This window comes from Pseudomonas sp. JE3303, assembly GCF_056312565.1.
On record NZ_JBWGIF010000021.1, the window covers coordinates 14,263 to 33,082 of the forward strand.

Genomic DNA, 18,820 nt, shown 5'->3' on the forward strand with positions numbered 1-18,820 from the left:
CTGGCCAATTACGATTGGTGATGTATGAACGAACCCACCTGGGACACAGCGTGCCCCGACTGGGAGTCGCGCATCGTAAATCGCCAGTCGCTGGTCCCGTTTCCACCTCTGTTTCCAGATGAGGCCGAAGCCAGCCTGCAGGTATTGAACGACCTGCGGATTGTAGATGCACCGGGTAGCCCGCTGATCGGTGAGTCCTGCGCGCCGTGGATCACCGATCTGGCCGGTGCCATATTCGGCGCTTACAACGCCAATACAGGCGAGCGGCTGATCCAGGAGTTCTTTCTCCTGATCAGCAAGAAGAACGCGAAGAGCACCATCGCTGCGGCGATCATGCTCACCGTGCTGATCCGCAACTGGCGGCAGTCTGCCGAGTTCATCATTCTTGCGCCGACCATTGAGGTGGCGAACAACGCCTATGCGCCGGCCAGGGACATGGTCAAGCATGACGAGGAGCTGTCGGCGCTGCTCCACGTCCAGGACCATGTCCGCACCATTACGCACCGGGAATCGGGCGCGACCTTGAAGGTGGTCGCTGCCGACCAGAACACCGTTGGCGGCAAGAAGGCCGCGGTGGTTCTGGTTGATGAGCTTCACCTGTTCGGCAAGAACCCCCATGCAGCGAACATGCTGCGGGAGGCTACCGGCGGCTTGGCCTCGCGGCCGGAAGGGTTTGTGATTTACCTGACCACGCAATCGGACCAGCCGCCGGCAGGGGTGTTTCGCGAGAAGCTGCAGTACGCCAGGGGCGTTCGGGACGGCACGATTGTCGATCCCAACTTCTTGCCGGTGATCTACGAGTTTCCGGAGCGGATCCTCAAGGCCAGCGAGCACAGGAATCCCGAGAACTTCTACATCACCAACCCGAACATGGGGTACTCAGTTAGCGAGAAATTCCTGATCCGGGAGATGAAGAAGGCCGAGGAGGCGGGGGAGGCAGAGGTGCTGGGCTTCATGTCCAAGCATCTCAATGTCGAGATCGGCCTCGCTCTGCGCTCGGACAGGTGGGCGGGCGCCGATTTCTGGGTCGGTGCCGCCGTACCGGTACTGACACTCGACATGCTGATCGCCAGGTCGGAGGTCATAGATGTCGGCATCGACGGCGGCGGCCTGGATGACTTGCTGGGCTTTGCCGCTGTCGGCCGTGACAAGCGCACCCGGGAGTGGCTGGTATGGACTCATGCCTGGGCGCACCCTTCAGTGCTCGAGCGTCGTAAGGCGGAAGCGCCGCGCTTTCATGACTTCGAGAAGGACGGCGACCTGACGCTCTCTACCCGCATCGGTGATGACGTGAATGACGTCGCTGACCTGGTTGATCAGATTGAGGCGTCTGGCCTGCTGGACAAGGTCGGCGTCGACCCCGTCGGCATCGGCGCTATCTACGACGCGATGATCGAGCGGGAGATTCCAGCCGAAAAAATCGTGGCAATCAGCCAGGGCTGGAAGCTTGGCGGTGCGATCAAGACGACGGAGCGCAAGCTTGCCGAAGGTGGCTTGAAGCACGGCGGCCAGCCACTGATGGCCTGGTGCGTTGGCAACGCCAAGGTCGAGCCGCGCGCGAACTCGATCCTCATTACCAAGCAAGCCAGCGGTTCGGCAAAGATTGACCCCCTGATGGCCCTATTCAACGCAGTGACCTTGATATCTCTGAACCCGGAAAGCCGGGGGAACGACGATTTCATGGCCGCCATACGGAACCCGATCATCATATGAACCCACTGCATCTTTTCATTTTCTGTGCGCTCTGCGGGTTCGCCCTGGCTGTCGGTGGTGTCTACGTCCTGTTCGGCCTGGGCTGGGCATTACTGGCCGGCGGCGGCGCACTGCTCCTTATTGCGGGATTCGTCCGCAAGGGGCTAACCGGTGACTAAATCCATCTCCGCTGTGCTGGGCCGCGCTGCCCGCAAGCCCGGCGCCTCCTTGGGCGAGTGGTTCGGTAAGTCCATCAAGCTGAGCGATGGTGGTTTCTGGAGCCAGTTTCTCGGAGGTCAGTCCAGCTCGGGTAAGCGAGTGACTGTCGACAACGCCATGCAGCTATCGGCGGTGTGGTCCTGCGTGCGCATCATCTCCACCTCTGTGGCGGGATTGCCGATGGGTGTGTATCGGCGAGAGGCGGACGGCGGGCGAAAAGATGCCCGCGACACTCTTCTCTACGACATCGTGCACACCAGCCCGAACGAGGACATGACTGCCTTCCAATTCTGGCAGGCGATGGTCGCGGCGATGCTCCTGCGTGGTAATGCGTTCGCAGAGATCATGCGGATTGGCGGCCGGATCATTGCTCTGGATTTCCTGCTGCCCAGCCGGGTCGACATGGACCTGGATGACGATGGCCGGATCACCTACTGGTACCGACCGCGCAAGGGCCCTCGCCGCCAGATCGAGCGACAGGACATGCTGCACATCCCGGCCTTCAGCCTGGACGGCCGAGTAGGGCTGTCAGCAATCCGCTACGGCGCCGACGTCTTCGGCGCGGCAATGTCGGCAGATGATGCGGCAAACGGCACGTTCAAGAACGGCTTGCTGCCGACGGTCGCCTTCAAGGTGGACCGGGTACTGAACCCCGATCAGCGTGATGAATTTCGCGACTACGTGAAGCAAGTGTCTGGAGCGCTTAACTCGGGCCGATCTCCCGTGCTGGAGAAAGGCATCACCCCAGAATCTATCGGCATCAACCCGGTCGACGCTCAACTGCTGGAATCGCGAGGCTACAGCGTAGAGGAGGTCTGCCGGTGGTTCGGTGTCCCTCCTTGGATGGTTGGCAAGACCGACTCGGGCAGTAACTGGGGCACCGGCCTGGAACAGCAGATGATCGCGTTCCTCACCTTCAGCATCAGCTCCATCACCAACCAGATTCAGCAGTGCGTGAACAAGCGTCTGCTGACTCCGGTCGAGCGCCGGTCCTATTACGCCGAGTTCTCACTCGAAGCCTTTCTCAAGGCGGACAGCGCCGGTCGCTCGGCCTGGTACAGCCAGATGACCCAGAACGGGATCATGACGCGCGATGAATGCCGCGTTAAAGAAAACCTGCCGCGTCATGGCGGCAATGCTGGCGTGCTTACCGTCCAGACCAACTTGACCCCCATCGACAAGCTGGGGGAATCCACCGATGGCCAGGCCGCGCAGGCCGCTTTGAAAAACTGGCTCGGCCAGCAGGAGTAACCATGCAGCTAAACGTGAAGGCACGCAGCTTCAACTGCGAGCTGAGCCCGCGCGCGCTCGATCTCTGGAATCCAGACCTGCGGGCAGCGCTCGAAGCAGGCACCGACACCATCACCATGTACGGCATCATCGGTGAGGACTGGTACGGCGAAGGCGTCACCCTCAAGCGAGTGGATGCCGCGCTTCGCGCAATCGGCGACAAGCCGGTGACCGTCTACATCAACTCGCCCGGTGGCGACATGTTCGAAGGGATCGCGATCTACAACCGCCTCCTCGAGCATTCGCAGGAAGTGACCGTGAAGGTGCTCGGCCTAGCCGCCTCCGCAGCGTCCGTGATCGCCATGGCTGGTGCCAAGCGCGAGGTGGCCAAGACAGCCTTCCTCATGATCCACAACTGCTGGACCTACTTTGCTGGCAACCGACACGCCATCCGCGAGCTCGCCGACACGATGGAAGAGTTCGACCGCGCCATGATCAGCCTGTATGCGGATACCAGCGGCCAGGACGAAGCGGCAGTGGAAAAGATGCTCGACGCCGAGACCTACATGAACGGCTCGAATGCTGTCGAGAAAGGGTTTGCAACCGGCCTGATCTCCTCATCTGAGGTGGAGCAGGCGCCAAGCGAAGAGGGCGCCCAGGCGCATTCAGCCCGCAAGCTGGACGCTGCCCTGGCGAAGTCCGGCATGCCCCGCAGCGAGCGCCGCAAGCTCATTTCCGAAATCAAGACCGGCACGTCTAGCGCTGCCGGCGGCGATACGCTTCGCGCTGTCGTGCCGGGCATGCCTCGCGCTGCCCTTGATGTATCTGCGTTTGAAGAAACCGCAAGCCAGGCGTCAGCGCTTCGGGGCCTTCTCCCGATTCGCTGAACGACTGATGCGCAACCGTTTACAAGCCGCCTGCTGGCGGTTTTTTCATTTCTGAAAGGACATAACCATGCCCGTTGATCTTTCCCAAATCGAAGCTTCCCAGAAGCAGACCCAAGCCGATCTGAAAGCCGTAGGCGACCAGATCAAGACCTATGCCGAGCGTACCGAGAAGGAGATCAAGGCCTCCGGTGAAATGCAGACCGAGACCCGCGCCAAGGTCGACGAACTGCTGTTGAAGCAAGGCGAACTGCAAGCGCGGATGCAGGATGCCGAGCAGAAGCTGGTCAATGCTGGCAAGCGGCATGAACCTGAGGTCCAGCAGTCGGCTGGCCACCTTGTGGCTGCGAAAATGGCTGAAGAAGGGGTGACCAGCTCGTTCCGTGGCTCCCGGCGAGTAGAAGTGCCGCGCGCAGCGATCACTTCGGTTCCGACCTCTGGTGGCCCCTTGGTGCAGACTGATCGGGTCGGCGTTGTCCTCGCTCCGCAGCGTCGACTCACCATCCGTGACTTGGTTGCGCCAGGAACCACTGACAGCAACGCAGTGGAGTATGTCCGCGAGACCGGCTTCACCAACAATGCCGCGATCGTTGGTGAAGGGTTGGCGAAGCCTTACAGCGAACTGACCTTCGGCTTGGAAAACGCGAACGTCCGTACCATCGCGCACCTGTTCAAGGGTAGCCGTCAGATCCTGGACGACGCCTCCGCACTGCAAAGCTACATCGACGCTCGTGCCCGCTATGGCCTGCTGCTGGCTGAGGAGGCGCAGCTGCTCTATGGCAACGGTACGGGCAACAACCTGAAAGGCATCATCCCTCAGGCTCAGGCTTACGCTACCCCTAGCGGCATCATCGTTGAGGCAGAGCAGCGTATCGACCGGATCCGCCTGGCCCTTCTGCAGGCCATGTTGGCTGAGTTCCCGTCGACCGGGATCGTGTTGAACCCGATCGACTGGGCTGCCATCGAGCTGCTGAAGGATGGCGAAGGCCGTTACATCATCGGCAAGCCTCAGGAGGGCACTTCACCGCGTCTCTGGAATCTTCCGGTTGTTGAGACTCAAGCCATTGTGCAGGACCAGTTCCTGGTCGGTGCTTTCAACCTGGCTGCCCAGATCTTCGATCGCATGGGTATCGAAGTGCTGGTCTCGACGGAGAACGCCGACGATTTCGAGAAAAACATGGTGACCATCCGCGCCGAAGAGCGCTTGGCGTTCGCCGTGTATCGCCCGGAAGCCTTCGTTACTGGTCCGCTGACCGGCGCGTAATTCTTTCCTTCTGAGCGCCGCCTGCGGGCGGCCTCCTCGCTGCTCCAGGAGATACTGACATGGCACGTACCACTGCAACCCCTGCTGCAAAAGCTCCCGAGACCGGTCAGGCCAACGATCCTGGGGCCTCCACCGTCGTTTCCGATGGTGCAGGAGCGGCTTCACCCAATGAATCCGACACAGGCAGTGAAACCTCCACCACTGCCCTAGGCGGTTCCGAAGCTGGCCAGGGACAGCCAGCAGGTTCCGACACTGCTGGCGGCGCTACGATCACCATGCAAGAAAGTCATTCGGCCGAGCCTCTGCTCGAGGTCAACGCTGACGACAAAGGCGAGGTAACTATCTACCCCCTGCGCAGCTACCTGGACGGAAAGGAAATTCGGCGTGCAGGTGGCAAAGGCTACAAGTCGCCGAAGCATGATGCGGTTTCGCTGATTGCCGCCGGCCTGGCCACTGACAAGAAGCCGAAGGCCTGACATGAACGTCATTCCGACGGATGAGGCCATGCAGCATGTGCGTGCGGAGGACGATGACCGTGCGCACGTTGAGTTGCTCCTCGCGGCGGCGGAAGACAGCGCTGCACGGTTCCTGAATCGCCGCTTCTTCAGCGATGCCGACACCCTGTCTGCGGCCGTACTGTCTGGGGAGGCGGGGAAGGATCCTGTCTTGATCAACCCCTCAATCCGTGCGGCCTGCCTGTTGATCCTGGGCAGCCTCTACGCCAATCGTGAGGATGTGGTGGTTGGAACCATTGCGAGCGAGCTGCCGATGGGCTCTCGCACGCTGCTGACGCCGTACCGCGTCGGCTGGGGGGTGTGATGCGCGCCGGGCCATTACGTCATCGCTGCATCCTGGCGGTATCTCAAATGGTGCGAAACAGCTCGGGCGGAGCCACCCAAGTATGGGTCGACGTCGGCAAAGTCTGGGCCGAGATCACCATGCCAACCGGGCGCGTGTCCGCCGTGGCAGAGCAGCTGCAAGCGGTCATCACTGCAGAGATACGCATCAGGCCTCGCGCTGATATCGCTGCCGGATGGCGCCTGACCTCGCAAGGGGTGACCTATGAGGTCCGCGCTCCCTTGATAGACAACGAACGGACCATGATGCGCCTGCTGTGCTCAACAGTCCCCAATCCATGAGGTGAGATATGAAAATTCGTGCACTTGGCCCGCTCTCCGGCGCCGTCGGCGAACGGGAAAAAGGCGAGACTTTCGAAGTGACTGCAGATGTAGGAAAAGGCCTCATTGCTCGCGGCTATGCCGAGGAAGTCACCGAGAAGGCCGAGAAGCCTGCGAAGGCTGAACAGGCAAAGGAGTAGGCCATGGCGCGTCGCTCCAGGATCAAGGGGGATTTCAAGCTACGTCGACTGCTGCGCAACATTCATACAAACATGGATAACGAGATCAAGCCGTCCATGGTGCAGGCTGCAGCGCGGGTACTGAAAACCATGCAGGAACTCGTGCCCAAGGACACCGGTGCGGCGGCGGCTGCCCTCACTGCATTTGTCTCGGCCAGCGGCCTTGATGCTCAAATCGGCATCCGTGGGAAGAAAGATAATCGACGGTTCTATTACCTGAAATTTCTCGAGTACGGCACGAAGGGTTATGTCGGCGGCAAGCGGGCGGGTAACCGAAATCGTCGGGCGACCAACAAAACCGATGGCACGCACTTCTTTGGCAAAAATCCGGACATCCCGGCTAGGCCTGCGCACCCTTGGCTCCGTCCGGCGATACAGGTCAACCGTGACTTTGTACTGGCCGACATCGAGGCCGCAGTGCAGCGCACGCTTCGCAAGGCCATTCAGGGGGTGGGCAATGCCTGATCCGTCTGTTGCCCTGCAGGTAGCCATGTTTGCCAGGCTCCAGGCGGAGGTCAGTTGCCCGGTATATGACGGCGCACCGATGAATGCGTCGATGCCCTATGTTTCGATCGACCGAGAGATATCAACGAACACTCGGCCAATCGCCGGGCGCAAGCGAGAGCAGCGGTTGATTTACCTCTCGGTCTGGTCCGATGCAATCGGCCAGGCCGAGGTAAAGCGCATCAACGGCGAAATTGTTGCTGCGCTCGATGAAAGGCGGCTTCCGCTGGAGGTCGGCCGGGCCGTATCGGTCCGTGTCCTGCAGGCCGACGCCCAGCGCGATGCCGACGGCGTTACCTACCAGGGTGCAATCACGGTCCGCGTGATCACCACTCACTGAATCACCCACCGGCCGCGCCGCGGCTTCAATCCAATGAGCCTTTGGAGGAATCCCCATGGCCGAAGACAATCTCAACACAGCCGCCGGCTGCCGCCTCGCCATCGGCGGCAAGACCGGGGCTGATACCGAAACCGAGTACAAGGCCGACACCTATGTAGATGTTGGTGAGATCGAAGATCTGGGCGAATTCGGTGACACGTTCAACCCGGTGAACTTCACCTCCCTGTCCAATGGTCGGGTGCGCAAGTACAAGGGCACTGCTGATGCAGGGAACATGACGATGACGGTGGGTCTGGATAACGGCGATGCTGGCCAGAAGGCTGTGGCAGTTGCTCACAAGGATCGCTCCAAGGGCAACTACAACATCAAGGTCACCCTCAACGACGGCGACCCGGATGCAAGTCCAGTAATCCTGCCCACCACGTTCTATTACGGAGTGAAGGTGATGAACAACACTGTGGCCCCGGGCGCTGCCGACAACGTGGTGCGCCGCAACGTCACGCTGGCGATCAACACCGACATCATCGAAATCCCAGCCGCCCCGGCTGCCCCGTAATCGACGGGCTGAACCTGTCCCTTTCTGTGAGAACCCCAATGAGCGAAGCCTTGCATGGCACCGTCACGCTGGTGATCGGCGCCCGCAGCTATACCCTGAAACCAACGCTGGATGCGGCTCTGCGTATTGAAACCCGCTTCGGCGGATTGCGCGGGGCGCTGGAATCCATGCGGCTGATGAGCATCGCCGCTTGCGCCGACATCCTGGTCGCAGGCGCGGACCTGAAGCCAGACCAGCACGCTGTCATCGCTGGTGAGGTCTTTCACACGGGCGTGGCCAAGGTATCGGCGCAGCTGACCGAGTTCATCACCGTCCTGCTCAATCCGGTGCCGCCGAGCGTGGCCACCCGGGGAAAGGACGAGGCGGCCAGCACAGCGCAGTGAAAAACGGCAGCTACGTCGACTACCTGTTCGGCGTGGCCACCGGCTGGCTTGGCTGGCCGCCCGACACCGCGTGGCACACCCCGATCCCGCAGATCATGCTCGCGCTCGATGCCCGGCTCGACTGGACTGGACGCGGGCAAGGCGAGGCTCAGGCCCCAACCGCTACCCCGAAACGTGAAAGCGTTGCGGACAAGTTGAAGAGCTTCCTGCGAGGGAGGCCAAAACCGTAGACAGCATGCCGCCTTCGGGCGGTTTTTGTGCTTGGAGATTTGCATGGCCGACCAACAAGTCCAGGGGATGCTGGTCCAGATTGAGGCCACCACGGCGCAGCTGCGCCGCGAACTGGCCAGCGCAGACCAGGTGGTTGCGAAAACCACCCAGTCGATCGACCGCAACCTGGCGCAGGTCGACTCCGCATTCGACAGCACCGCAAGTGCTGCGCAGCAGGCTGGCGTACTCATGCGCGGCGCGCTGGCGGCTGTGGCCGGTGCCGGCATAATCGGCGGTATCATCAAGCAGGTCGACGCCTACGGTCAGATGTCCGACCGCATGAAGGCCGCCGCTGGCAGCGCCGGCGAGTACCAGATGGTGCAGGAGCACCTGCTGCGCACAGCCCAAGAAACCTACCGGCCCCTGGCCGAGGCCCAGGAGCTGTACATCCGCACAGCGGACGTTATGCGTAGCCTGGGTTTTAACACCCAGCAGACGCTCGACATCACTGACAGCTTCAGCTTCCTCCTGGTGACCAACGCTGCAGCGGCTGACAAAGCTGGCTCTGCGCTCGACGCCTATTCGAAGGCGCTGCAGACGGGCAAGGTTGAGGCTGACGGCTGGGTGTCGATCCAGGACGCCATGCCAACCATCGTCACCGCAATCGCAACCGCCACTGGCAAGAGCGCCGAGGCAATCCGCAAGCTAGGCGTCGAGGGCAAACTATCGCTCGACGACATCAACACGGGACTGCTGAGCACCGTCGAGACCAATCGCCAGGCGGCGGCCGACATGTCCACCAGCGTGCAGGATGCGATGGTGAACATCACCAATGCCATCCAGAGCTTCTTGGGGGGGATGGAAGAGCAGACGGGGGCTGTGGCCGGCCTTGCGAGCGTGCTCATTACTCTGGCCGACAACGTCGACCTGGTGGCCGTGGCCATGGCTGGCGCGGGCGTCGCGGCCTTGACCAATTACGTCGCGAAGTCTGGGCTGGCCGTGAAAGCAGCGCTGGCTGACCGGGCGGCGCGTATCGCGCAGGCCGACGCCGTGCTGCAAGCAGCCATCGCCGATCAGCGCAAGGCTGAAACCGCGACCATCCTGGCCTCTCGCGAGGCTGCGGCGGCGCGCGGTACCGCGGTACAGACGCAGATGTCCATCCAGCTGGCTCAGGCTCGGCAGCGCGAAGCGGCGGCTACTGCTGCAGTAGCAACTGCTCAGGCTGGACTTCGCACTGTCAGCGCTGGCCTACTCGGTATTTTGGGCGGGCCGATGGGCCTCGCCCTATTGGCCGGCACGGCGGCGGCGAGCTTCCTGCTGCTGAGCAACAATGCCGACCAGGCTGGCGTCAGCCTGGAGGAAATGCACAAACCCGTCGCGCAGTTGCGAGAGGAGTTCGAAAAGCTCAACCGCGACCAGCGCGAGGCGTCGCTGGTCAAGTGGCAACAGGAGCAGGTCAATGCGGCGGACAAGGTCAAGGACGCCTACGGCGACCTGGCCCAGTCAATCCGTTCTGCCGTCGTCACCGCGCCGGTGCGTGACTCCAACGGCCAGTACAACCGGCAGCTCGCTGAATACCAAGGGCTCATCGATAGGCTCAACGAAGCACGGGCTGCGGGACGGGGTTTGTCCCCAATCCTGCAAGAAGTCAGTGCGCGCCTGCAGCTACCTGCCGGAACGGTGCAGCAATGGATCACCCAGGCCGGCGCCGTCAGCGATGCCGATCAGCGCTCCAGCCTGATTGCCGAAACGCTGCGTGTGCTCACCGGGGTCACCGATCAGAACACCTCGGCTACCCAGGCCAACAACGCCGCCAAGGCGGGCATGAGCTCGGCAGGCCAGACCTATCTGGAAACGCTGCAGAAGCAGCTGGCCGGCCTGCAGGATAATGGCGATGCGACCAAGATCGCCAACCGCTACCTGGCCGAAAATGCCGACCTCACAGACACCGACCGGCAGGCGATCCTGTCGGCAGCCAGCGCGATCGAGGCGCAGAAGAACGCCAACAAAGCTGCCACCGACAGCAGCAAGGACCGCACCAAGGCGCTCAAGGATGAGATCAAGGCCCTCGACGCGATCATCGACCGCGCGCTGCCGGAGAAGAAGCGCCTGACGGACCTGGTAGAAGGCGTTCAGGGACTGCGCAAGGCCCAGACCGCTGGCAAGATCACCGCCGCCGAGATGGAGTTCGGCATCAGGAACCTCAACACGGCCTACGCCGACCCGGCCATCCAGAAGCAGGCCGAGGAAGAGAAGAAGCTGGCCGAGCAACGGCGCAACAGCGCGGATGCCTATCGCAAGGCCATGGAGGTGGTGCTGCAGACCCGCCAGGACGCCATCAATGCAGATGTCGCTGGCGTGGGCATGGGGGATGACCAACGGGAGGAAGCCGATCGCCTGAACGCGGTGCGGCAGAAGTATGCCGACGCGCGCCGGCAACTGGAGGAGCAGCAGGAGGACGTGTCCCGCAGGCTCAGCCAGGATGCCTATCAGCAGCGCCTGGCCGACCTGGCGGATTACCAGGCGCGCGAGCTGCAGATGGAGCTCGACGGCTTCGACGCGCGCCTGCTGGCGCAGCGGGATTACCGCAACGGCGCCAAGCGAGCCTGGGCCAATATCCAGGCCGATGCAGCGAACGTGGCTGGCGCAACCGACGACATGCTCACCACAGGCTTCAACTCGGCCCGAGATGCGGTAGCCGAGTTCGCCATGACAGGGAAGGCCAACTTCAAGAGCTTTACCGTCAGCGTGATTTCGGACATGGCCCGGATCGCCAGCCAGCAGGCCGCAAGTTCGCTGCTCAGTGGGCTGGTCGGAGTAGGCATCTCCGCTGCGGGCGCCTGGCTTGGTGGGGGTGGTAACGGAATGGCAGCAGGGTCGGCTGGCGCGATCTCCTCAGACCTTGGCGCCTCCCAGGCGGGTTACAGCTCTGATTATTTAAGCAACTGGTCTGGTGTGACGCAGGCCAAGGGCGGCGCGTGGGATGGGGGTGTGCAATTTTTCGCCAAGGGCGGCGCGTTCACCAACAGCATTGTCAGCAAGCCAACCGCGTTCGGCCTAGGCGGTGGCGGTACCGGCGTCTTGGGTGAGGCTGGCCCCGAGGCAATCATGCCGCTGGCCCGCGGCGCGAATGGATCGCTGGGCGTACAGATGGTGGGCGGGGCGGGTTCGGGGTCAACGGTCGTGCAAGTCAGCGTTCCCGTGGCCGTCACCCTTGAGGATCGGAGCAATGACGGGATGGAGCTGGACAGCGCAGCGTTGCAGCAGAACCTGCAACAGCAGATGGAAGGGGTGGCAGAGCGCGCGATCGCGGTGTCTTGGCGACCCGGCGGCGTCAGCCACCGCAACAGCACCGGGAGGCGCTGATGGCAATCGAGACATTTACCTGGATCCCTGACGATGAGGCCGGTGGCGACAGTACCCTTCGGACCAGAAAGTCGCAGTTCGGCGATGGTTATGTCCAAGTCTCCAGTGATGGGCTGAATGGCGAGTCGGACAGCTGGGCCCTGTCATTCGGCGGGCTGGCCGACGAGATCGCGCCCGCCATCGCATTCATACGTCGCCATCGCGGTGCCAAGTCGTTCCTGTGGACCAACCCCGAGGGAGTGCTTGGCATGTACCGCTGCGAAACCTTCCGACAGCAGCGCAAGCCAGGAGGCGTCGTGGTGCTGACGGCAACCTTTGAGAGAGCGTTCCATCCATGAGTTTGATCACGCAGCTGCAGAAGCTGGAGCCTGGCGCAGAGATCCTGCTGTTCGAGCTGGACGGCTCGGACTTCGGTGCCGACGTGCTGCGGTTCCATGGGCATGCCATCCCGCATACGCCCGAGGAGCTCGCCGCTGCCGGCGCCGACGCCGATCAGCTGCCGGCCAAGTCGATCTGGTGGCAGGGCAATGAGTACGGGGCCTGGCCCATGCAGATCGACGGTATCGAAGCCAATTCGGACGGTACCGCGGTGCGGCCCACGCTCACCGTCGGAAACGTCAACGGCCGGATTACTGCGCTGTGCCTGGCCTTCGATAACCTGCTCGAGTTCCAGCTGACCATGCGTCACACCCTGGCCCAGTACTTGGACGCCGCCAACTTCCCTGGTGGGAGCCCAGAGGCCGACCCGACCGAAGAAGCAATCGAGGTCTGGTACATCGACCAGAAGGTGTCCGAGAACGGCACCACGGTTGCCTGGGAGCTGGCCAGCCCCGGCGATGTCGGCGGCGAAACCATCGGCCGACAGATGACGCAGCTGTGCCACTGGGCCATGACCGCCGGATACCGCGGGCCGAACTGCGGTTACACCGGCCCTTACTACGACCTGGACGGCAACCCGACGGATGACCCCGCCAAGGACCAATGCAACGGCTGCCTGGACACAGGCTGCACCGTTCGTTTCGGCCAGGGCAACCAGTTGCCTTTCGGCGGCTTCCCTGCCGTCTCCTTGATCGCCCGGAGTTGACCATGCGCAAACACATCCTGGCCGCAGTGCAAGCTCACGCCGCGGCGGAATACCCGCGCGAGTGCTGCGGACTGATCATTGCCGTCGGCAGAGCGCACCGATACATCGCCTGCGAGAACAGCGCGAGCGAGCCCGCCGAGGAGTTTCGGATCTCGCCAGAGCAGTACGCGGCTGCCGAAGACCAGGGCGAGGTGATCGGCATCGTTCATTCGCACCCGGACGCTACAAGCCGGCCATCGTCGCGGGACCTGGCCATGTGCGAGGGCACGGGCGTGCCCTGGCACATCTTGTCCTGGCCGGAGGGAGACTTGCGCAGCATTACGCCGTCCGGCAATACGCCGCTGCTGAATAGGTCGTTCGTGCACGGCGCCTGGGATTGCTGGCAGGTTTGCGCGGACTGGTACCAGCGCGAGTGGGGGCTGGAGTTTCCGGCGTACGTGCGTGAGGAAGGCTGGTGGGAGCAGGCCGACGGCCCGAGTTTGTATGAGCAGGCCTATGAGGCCGCCGGCTTCTACCGGGTCAACCAGCCGCAGCGCGGCGACATGATCGTCATGTCGGTTGGGCGCACTGCTCACCCCAACCACGCTGGCATCTACCTGGGCGGCGATCCTCAGCTGCCTGGCGAGCAGGTCGAAGTGTACGGGCCAGGCCCGTTCATGCTGCACCACCTGTTCGGCAGGCCATCAGAAATCATCGTGTTCGGCGGGCCCTGGCTCGACCGGACGCGCCTTGTGTTGCGTCATCGCGGCGCTAAATGAAGCGGCCAGGCCGCAGGAGAAATACGTGGAGATGAAAACTGTTGTCTTACGTAATGGCTTGAAGGCGGCTGCAGGTCTTGGTTTGGGGGCACCCGCCGTGGCAGGTGCCGACAGACTTCTTACGAAATTCTCGACTGCACCAGCGAGATGATCTCCTGGTACGCAGCCGAATTTCCGTTCTCGATCTGAACGGACTTCAGCTCTTCCAGATCTTGCTTCAGGGACACTTTATCGATAGAGCCCTGCTTGTTGAGGGCTGTAACAACCGCAAGCAGGGCGTTTAGTACGGCGGATGGGACGCTGTTCATAGCCTGCTCGAGCACCTGCAAGCGCTGATCTACAGTTTGCATTTGACCTCCTAGGTCATCAATACCCCAGTCCATGGGCTTTTCGGCAACGGACCGGGGCGGTTCGTTGGAGGTGCCAAGCTACTATGGCGAAATGCTGGCGCGCCACTGGCTTTGCATCCAGTGCTGACTGACGGCGAGCAGAAGGCCGCATCACGCCTGGGAGCATGATGTTTGACGCCGATGCTTGACTCCGGCAGACTTCGCCCCCACCTTTACGGCATCGACCGATTTCACTTTACCGACCAAAGCGGAGGGCCGAATGCTAAGTAGCATTGATGTGGCTGAATATTTCCTCATTTTGGAAGGGGATGAGGGCGAGATCTCAAATCTGAAGCTTCAAAAGCTGGTCTACTACGCCCAGGGCTTTAGCCTTGCTCTGTTGGACAGACCTCTTTTCACGGACCGCATTGAGGCGTGGATGCACGGCCCTGTTGTGCCAGATCTCTATCACCGCTTCAGCAGGTTTGGCTCCAATCCTATCCCCCCGTCCAATGACTTCAAAATCTCTGCTTTTACGAGAGAAGAGCGGCGTTTAATCGAAGAAGTCTATGACGTCTACGGTCAATACTCAGCTTGGAAGCTTCGCCAGCTGACCCACGAGGAAGATCCGTGGTGCGATAACTACAAAGAGGGCGTCTTCAGTCGAGAGATACCTCAGGACCAAATGGCACGTTACTTCCGTGATCATTTGGTAAATTGACTTATGGGCAGGCTTCGGGATAGGCGATCTAGCGGCCAGCAAATCAAAGCTCGGCAATCTTCCAGCGAGACTGATGATTCGGATAACAGACCGCCGGTTTTTTCTTTTGAATTCCTCCAAAGTGGCTGGTGCATACAAGACTGCCAGCAGGAGGAGAGGTCCAAAATGTTGGATCGCATACGGCGCATCAGTCAATGCACTTGGCGAGAAATCAGGCAGCTCGATAAACATGGTTACGGAACTGAGACGATCCCGTTGGGGATCATCAGGGCTGGGATACCATCCTTCATCACCGATGATGTAAGGTTGTTAGCGTTCCGTGCCTTCGACCTGGTGGCAATGGTTGGATATAGGAGTGGTCGAATTTTTCACGTAATTTGGATCGACCGCGAATTCAAGCTTTATAAGCACTGATACAAAACCCAGCCCCGCGCTGGGCTTTTGGCATCTGCTGTCGCGAAATTGGATTTCCCGTAAACTGCCCGGCCTATCCACCATTCAAGGAATGAGACCGTGGCATCCAATCACACCGTTACCTGCCCCCACTGTATGAACCAAGTGCCATGGGGCGCTCATGTATGTCGGGGCTGCCAGGCTGAAATTCGGTACGGCACACCTCGAGGCATCACTGCCTTCGTTGGGATCCTATGCATTCTCGCGGGCTGGTACGCCTCCAAAGTGGTTCACCTCTACATCACAGACCAATCGGCAATTCTCTGGGCGGTGTTCGGGATTGTTTTCGGGGCGCTGGCCTTGGCCTGCACAAAGTTCTGCAGGCGCCGGTATGCTCACAACACAGTCTTCTATCGCTTCTACCGTAAATAGCGGGGGCTACATGCGAATTCTGATCGGAGCAGTGGGGCTGGCGTTGCTGGCGGGGTGTGTAACGACCGCAGATCTTGAGAGCAATGAACCTTCAATCAGCGCTGCATCAACGAAAGATCCGAAGAAATACGCTCTTTGCGTTTTTCCAAAATGGCAGGGTGCCAGAACGGAGTCATTGATGGTGGAGACAGAAAACGGCTACCGCTTATGGGTGGCGAACAGCAGCATGGCAGATGAGCTCCTTGATATCACCAAGTCACCAACCGGCAGCTCTATAGCTCTTCGACAGCGCATGCCGTGGTCTGCAATGCCAGGGCGAACTGCTGTAGAGAACGCTGTCAGGTCATGCCTGTAAGCTGAATATGAACATGCCGCCTCCGGGCGGTTTTTTTATGTCTGGAGAAAGCATGGCACTCGCCACGGCAAACCATGAACCAATGACCGTGATCAAGCTCTCGGGGTCGCTGGCCCAGAAGTTTGGGCGCACGCACCGCCGGCAGCTAGATAGCGGAGAGACTTGGGAGGTTTTCAAGGCTCTAAAGGCGACGCTGCAGGGTTTCGAAGATGAGATCAGGCGACTTGATAGGCTAGGCTTGCGCTTTGCCATCTTCCGCAATCGAAAGAACATCGGTATGGACGAGATGAATCTGCGGGGCACTCAGGACGTTCGAATCGTACCGGTGGTGCACGGCAGCAAGCGTGGCGGGATCCTTCAAACAGTCATTGGCATTGCATTGATGGTATCCGCCATCTGGCTAGGGCCATCGGCATTCTACGCAGGCCTTTCCATGACGCTGGGCGGCGTGGTGCAGATGCTCAGTCCGCAAGCCCAGGGTCTTTCGCAAAGCGGCTCTCCTGAAAACCTGCCGTCCTACGCCTTCGGCTCAGCCAAGAACACTACCGCCAGCGGCAACCCTGTTCCGATCTGCATCGGCAAGCGCCGCTGGGGCGGGGCGATCATTTCTGCCTCGATCGAGGCGCAAGACAAGGCTTAGTGCCAATTCAGCAGACCAGCCGCCTAAGGGCGGTTTGTTATTGCCCGGAGGAAAGCATGGGCGCAGCAGCTCACCTGGATATTACCGGCGCCAAGGGCGGCGAGAGCAAGCCTAAAACGCCCGTCGAAGCACCTGACAGCCTTCAGTCGACCAACATCGCCAAGATCCTGCTGGCCGTGGGTGAGGGCGAGTTTGACGGCACCCCAAGTGACCGCGACATCTACCTCGACAACACGCCCATCATGGATGCCTCCGGTAACGTCAACTTCCCAGGCGTGAAATGGGAATGGCGCCCTGGCAGTGTCGAGCAAGACTACATTCAAGGCATTCCCGCTGTAGAGAACGAGACCACCGTAGGTGTCGAACTGCGCAGCGACAACCCATTCACCCGCGCCCTGAGTGACACCCAGCTCTCCGCTGTGCGCGTTCGCATGTCGTGGCCACGCCTGGCCCAGCAAGATAGCAACGGCAACACCAATGGCTATCGCATCGAGTACGCCATTGACATCGCTACTGATGGCGGCGCCTACGTTGAGGCGCATCGTGGTGCCGTTGACGGCAAGACCACCAATGGCTACCAGCGGTCCGTGCGCGTCAACCTCCCCAAGGCAGTCTCAGGTTGGATGATGCGGGTTCGTCGGCTCACGCCGAACGCCAACAAAGGCACCATCGCCGACACGATGACCATTGCTGGCTACACCGAGATCATCGACGAGAAACTGCGCTACCCGAACACGGCGCTGCTCTACATCGAGTTCGATGCCCAGCAGTTCCAGAACATCCCCGCGGTGACCGTCGACTGCAACGCCAAGCGCTGGCCGGTACCGAGCAATTACGACCCGATCACCCGCACCTATACCGGCATCTGGGACGGCACCTTCAAGCAGGCCTGGACCAACAACCCAGCGTTCGTGACCTACGGAGTATGCGTTGAGGACCGCTTCGGCCTGGGTAAGCGCATCAAGTCGTGGATGGTCGACAAATGGGAGATGTACCGCATCGCCCAGTACTGCGACCAGCAGGTACCCAATGGGGTAGGGGGGCAGGAGCCACGGTTCCTGTGCGACATGAACCTGCAGGGACGCGCCGAAGCCTGGACGTTGCTTCGCGACCTGTCCGCCATCTACCGTGGCATGGTGTATTGGGCTCACGGCTCGCTGTTCATGCAGGCAGACATGCCGCGTGCGCAGGACATCGACTACGTCTTCACCCGGTCGAACGTCATCGACGGCGACTTCGTATACGGGGGCGCCGAGCGCAATACCCACTACAGCCGGGCGCTCGTCAGCTACGACAACCCGGCCAACAACTTCGACACTGACGTCATCCCGGTCACCGACCTAGCGCTGCAGCGCCGGTACCGTGATCGTCCGATCGAAATCTCGGCCATCGGCTGCACCCGTGCATCTGAAGCACAGCGCCGCGGCAAGTGGGCGCTACTGAGCAATAGCCAGGATCGCACCGTTACCTTCAAGACTGGTCTAGAGGGCCGCATTCCGCTGCCCGGCTATGTCATCCCGGTTGCGGACGAGCTTGTAGCTGGTCGCCCGAACGGTGGGCGGATCTCGGCAGCAGCTGGCCGGGTGGTAACCCTGGACCGCGACACGCCGATCAAGGCTGGTGACCGCCTGATTTTGAACCTACCGAACGGAACCGCCCAGGCTCGCACCGTGCAGTCGGTCAGCGGCCGCGCTGTAACCGTGACAACGGAGTACGGCGTACAGCCGGAGCCGGAGCTGCAGTGGGCGATCGACTACGACGACCTTGCGGTCCAGCTGTTCCGCGTACTGAAGACCGCGCGCACCCAGGAGGGCGAGTATGAGATCACCGCGCTCGAGTTCAATCCAAGCAAATTCGCCGCGATCGACACCGGGGCGAAGCTCGAGCAGCGTCCGATCAGCATTATCCCGGTGACGACTGTGCAGCCGCCGGCGAGCGTCACTCTCACGTCGGACTATGCCGTGGACCAAGGCATCGCGGTCAACACCATGACGATCGCATGGCCCGCCGTGAACGGGGCTGTGGCGTACGACGTGGAATGGCGCAAGGACAACGGCAACTGGATTCGACTGCAGCGCACCGGGACGACCTCGGTTGACGTGA

General features: G+C 61.2%; 23 protein-coding genes. 22 read left to right on the plus strand and 1 reads right to left on the minus strand.

Features of this window, described 5'->3' with window-relative positions; translation table 11 throughout:
* The first annotated feature begins 24 nt into the window (after positions 1-24).
* The 18 genes from AC0ZZU_RS23425 to AC0ZZU_RS23510 all read left to right on the plus strand — a co-directional run bounded on the left by AC0ZZU_RS23425 (position 25) and on the right by AC0ZZU_RS23510 (position 13,847).
* On the plus strand, positions 25-1,713 hold the full coding sequence (locus AC0ZZU_RS23425; RefSeq protein WP_476343730.1) for a terminase large subunit: 1,689 nt from the start codon (positions 25-27) through the stop codon (positions 1,711-1,713).
* Entirely contained in the window at positions 1,710-1,871 is a 162-nt protein-coding gene (locus tag AC0ZZU_RS23430; protein ID WP_476343732.1) for a hypothetical protein, read from the plus strand. The genes AC0ZZU_RS23425 and AC0ZZU_RS23430 overlap by 4 nt, the downstream gene beginning before the upstream one ends.
* Positions 1,864-3,162, plus strand: a complete 1,299-nt coding sequence (locus AC0ZZU_RS23435; protein WP_476343734.1) for a phage portal protein — start codon at positions 1,864-1,866, stop codon at positions 3,160-3,162. Before AC0ZZU_RS23430 ends, AC0ZZU_RS23435 begins: the two co-directional genes overlap by 8 nt.
* 14 nt (positions 3,163-3,176) lie before the next feature.
* Positions 3,177-4,028, plus strand: a complete 852-nt coding sequence (locus AC0ZZU_RS23440; RefSeq protein WP_476343736.1) for a head maturation protease, ClpP-related — start codon at positions 3,177-3,179, stop codon at positions 4,026-4,028.
* 67 nt (positions 4,029-4,095) lie between these two features.
* Positions 4,096-5,289 carry a phage major capsid protein gene (locus AC0ZZU_RS23445; protein WP_476343738.1) on the plus strand — a complete coding sequence of 398 codons (1,194 nt, stop codon included), beginning with the start codon at positions 4,096-4,098 and terminating at the stop codon, positions 5,287-5,289.
* Between the two features lie 59 nt (positions 5,290-5,348).
* Complete coding sequence (locus tag AC0ZZU_RS23450) at positions 5,349-5,765, plus strand: hypothetical protein (RefSeq protein ID WP_476343740.1); 417 nt, start codon at positions 5,349-5,351, stop codon at positions 5,763-5,765.
* A 1-nt stretch (position 5,766) separates the two neighbouring features.
* Entirely contained in the window at positions 5,767-6,108 is a 342-nt protein-coding gene (locus AC0ZZU_RS23455; RefSeq protein WP_476343742.1) for a head-tail connector protein, read from the plus strand.
* Positions 6,108-6,428 carry a phage head closure protein gene (locus AC0ZZU_RS23460; RefSeq protein ID WP_476343744.1) on the plus strand — a complete coding sequence of 107 codons (321 nt, stop codon included), beginning with the start codon at positions 6,108-6,110 and terminating at the stop codon, positions 6,426-6,428. The genes AC0ZZU_RS23455 and AC0ZZU_RS23460 overlap by 1 nt, the downstream gene beginning before the upstream one ends.
* Positions 6,429-6,436: 8 nt before the next feature.
* Entirely contained in the window at positions 6,437-6,607 is a 171-nt protein-coding gene (locus tag AC0ZZU_RS23465; RefSeq protein ID WP_476343746.1) for a hypothetical protein, read from the plus strand.
* A 3-nt stretch (positions 6,608-6,610) separates the two neighbouring features.
* A complete protein-coding gene (locus tag AC0ZZU_RS23470) occupies positions 6,611-7,111 on the plus strand; it encodes an HK97-gp10 family putative phage morphogenesis protein (RefSeq protein ID WP_476343747.1) in 501 nt (166 codons plus the stop codon).
* On the plus strand, positions 7,104-7,490 hold the full coding sequence (locus tag AC0ZZU_RS23475) for a DUF3168 domain-containing protein (RefSeq protein ID WP_476343748.1): 387 nt from the start codon (positions 7,104-7,106) through the stop codon (positions 7,488-7,490). Before AC0ZZU_RS23470 ends, AC0ZZU_RS23475 begins: the two co-directional genes overlap by 8 nt.
* A gap of 55 nt (positions 7,491-7,545) precedes the next feature.
* On the plus strand, positions 7,546-8,046 hold the full coding sequence (locus tag AC0ZZU_RS23480) for a hypothetical protein (protein ID WP_476343750.1): 501 nt from the start codon (positions 7,546-7,548) through the stop codon (positions 8,044-8,046).
* 38 nt (positions 8,047-8,084) lie between these two features.
* Complete coding sequence (locus AC0ZZU_RS23485) at positions 8,085-8,429, plus strand: hypothetical protein (RefSeq protein ID WP_476343752.1); 345 nt, start codon at positions 8,085-8,087, stop codon at positions 8,427-8,429.
* The gene (locus AC0ZZU_RS23490; RefSeq protein ID WP_476343754.1) at positions 8,426-8,659 is read left to right on the plus strand and encodes a hypothetical protein; all 234 of its coding nucleotides are present in this window, start codon (positions 8,426-8,428) and stop codon (positions 8,657-8,659) included. Before AC0ZZU_RS23485 ends, AC0ZZU_RS23490 begins: the two co-directional genes overlap by 4 nt.
* Positions 8,660-8,702: 43 nt before the next feature.
* Positions 8,703-12,005: a phage tail tape measure protein gene (locus AC0ZZU_RS23495; RefSeq protein ID WP_476343756.1), complete on the plus strand. Its 3,303-nt coding sequence runs from the start codon at positions 8,703-8,705 to the stop codon at positions 12,003-12,005.
* Positions 12,005-12,343, plus strand: a complete 339-nt coding sequence (locus tag AC0ZZU_RS23500; RefSeq protein ID WP_476343758.1) for a phage tail protein — start codon at positions 12,005-12,007, stop codon at positions 12,341-12,343. Before AC0ZZU_RS23495 ends, AC0ZZU_RS23500 begins: the two co-directional genes overlap by 1 nt.
* A complete protein-coding gene (locus tag AC0ZZU_RS23505; protein ID WP_476343760.1) occupies positions 12,340-13,089 on the plus strand; it encodes a phage minor tail protein L in 750 nt (249 codons plus the stop codon). The genes AC0ZZU_RS23500 and AC0ZZU_RS23505 overlap by 4 nt, the downstream gene beginning before the upstream one ends.
* A 2-nt stretch (positions 13,090-13,091) precedes the next feature.
* On the plus strand, positions 13,092-13,847 hold the full coding sequence (locus tag AC0ZZU_RS23510) for a C40 family peptidase (protein WP_476343761.1): 756 nt from the start codon (positions 13,092-13,094) through the stop codon (positions 13,845-13,847).
* A 119-nt stretch (positions 13,848-13,966) separates the two neighbouring features.
* On the opposite strand, the gene AC0ZZU_RS23515 is transcribed toward AC0ZZU_RS23510, so the two are convergent.
* Positions 13,967-14,197 (minus strand): hypothetical protein, encoded by a 231-nt coding sequence (locus AC0ZZU_RS23515; RefSeq protein WP_476343763.1) that lies wholly within the window; start codon positions 14,195-14,197, stop codon positions 13,967-13,969.
* A 259-nt stretch (positions 14,198-14,456) separates the two neighbouring features.
* Here AC0ZZU_RS23515 and AC0ZZU_RS23520 point away from each other — a divergent pair, with 259 nt between their 5' ends.
* From AC0ZZU_RS23520 to AC0ZZU_RS23535, 4 genes are all read left to right on the plus strand, one after another.
* The gene (locus AC0ZZU_RS23520) at positions 14,457-14,897 is read left to right on the plus strand and encodes a Panacea domain-containing protein (RefSeq protein WP_476343765.1); all 441 of its coding nucleotides are present in this window, start codon (positions 14,457-14,459) and stop codon (positions 14,895-14,897) included.
* 835 nt (positions 14,898-15,732) lie between these two features.
* Positions 15,733-16,077, plus strand: a complete 345-nt coding sequence (locus tag AC0ZZU_RS23525) for a hypothetical protein (protein WP_476343766.1) — start codon at positions 15,733-15,735, stop codon at positions 16,075-16,077.
* Between the two features lie 52 nt (positions 16,078-16,129).
* Entirely contained in the window at positions 16,130-16,717 is a 588-nt protein-coding gene (locus AC0ZZU_RS23530; RefSeq protein ID WP_476343768.1) for a tail assembly protein, read from the plus strand.
* A gap of 56 nt (positions 16,718-16,773) precedes the next feature.
* On the plus strand, positions 16,774-18,820 hold a 2,047-nt coding region (locus AC0ZZU_RS23535), incomplete at its 3' end, for a TipJ family phage tail tip protein (protein WP_476343770.1).

Coding starts and splice junctions, on each gene's coding strand:
- AC0ZZU_RS23480 (WP_476343750.1), top strand. CDS start 7,546: ATGGCCGAAGACAATCTCAACACAGCCGCCGGCTGCCGCCTCGCCATC.
- AC0ZZU_RS23525 (WP_476343766.1), top strand. CDS start 15,733: ATGCGAATTCTGATCGGAGCAGTGGGGCTGGCGTTGCTGGCGGGGTGT.
- AC0ZZU_RS23460 (WP_476343744.1), top strand. CDS start 6,108: ATGCGCGCCGGGCCATTACGTCATCGCTGCATCCTGGCGGTATCTCAA.
- AC0ZZU_RS23505 (WP_476343760.1), top strand. CDS start 12,340: ATGAGTTTGATCACGCAGCTGCAGAAGCTGGAGCCTGGCGCAGAGATC.
- AC0ZZU_RS23455 (WP_476343742.1), top strand. CDS start 5,767: ATGAACGTCATTCCGACGGATGAGGCCATGCAGCATGTGCGTGCGGAG.
- AC0ZZU_RS23495 (WP_476343756.1), top strand. CDS start 8,703: ATGGCCGACCAACAAGTCCAGGGGATGCTGGTCCAGATTGAGGCCACC.
- AC0ZZU_RS23445 (WP_476343738.1), top strand. CDS start 4,096: ATGCCCGTTGATCTTTCCCAAATCGAAGCTTCCCAGAAGCAGACCCAA.
- AC0ZZU_RS23430 (WP_476343732.1), top strand. CDS start 1,710: ATGAACCCACTGCATCTTTTCATTTTCTGTGCGCTCTGCGGGTTCGCC.
- AC0ZZU_RS23515 (WP_476343763.1), bottom strand. CDS start 14,197: ATGCAAACTGTAGATCAGCGCTTGCAGGTGCTCGAGCAGGCTATGAAC.
- AC0ZZU_RS23510 (WP_476343761.1), top strand. CDS start 13,092: ATGCGCAAACACATCCTGGCCGCAGTGCAAGCTCACGCCGCGGCGGAA.
- AC0ZZU_RS23500 (WP_476343758.1), top strand. CDS start 12,005: ATGGCAATCGAGACATTTACCTGGATCCCTGACGATGAGGCCGGTGGC.
- AC0ZZU_RS23465 (WP_476343746.1), top strand. CDS start 6,437: ATGAAAATTCGTGCACTTGGCCCGCTCTCCGGCGCCGTCGGCGAACGG.
- AC0ZZU_RS23425 (WP_476343730.1), top strand. CDS start 25: ATGAACGAACCCACCTGGGACACAGCGTGCCCCGACTGGGAGTCGCGC.
- AC0ZZU_RS23475 (WP_476343748.1), top strand. CDS start 7,104: ATGCCTGATCCGTCTGTTGCCCTGCAGGTAGCCATGTTTGCCAGGCTC.
- AC0ZZU_RS23520 (WP_476343765.1), top strand. CDS start 14,457: ATGCTAAGTAGCATTGATGTGGCTGAATATTTCCTCATTTTGGAAGGG.
- AC0ZZU_RS23470 (WP_476343747.1), top strand. CDS start 6,611: ATGGCGCGTCGCTCCAGGATCAAGGGGGATTTCAAGCTACGTCGACTG.
- AC0ZZU_RS23530 (WP_476343768.1), top strand. CDS start 16,130: ATGGCACTCGCCACGGCAAACCATGAACCAATGACCGTGATCAAGCTC.
- AC0ZZU_RS23485 (WP_476343752.1), top strand. CDS start 8,085: ATGAGCGAAGCCTTGCATGGCACCGTCACGCTGGTGATCGGCGCCCGC.
- AC0ZZU_RS23450 (WP_476343740.1), top strand. CDS start 5,349: ATGGCACGTACCACTGCAACCCCTGCTGCAAAAGCTCCCGAGACCGGT.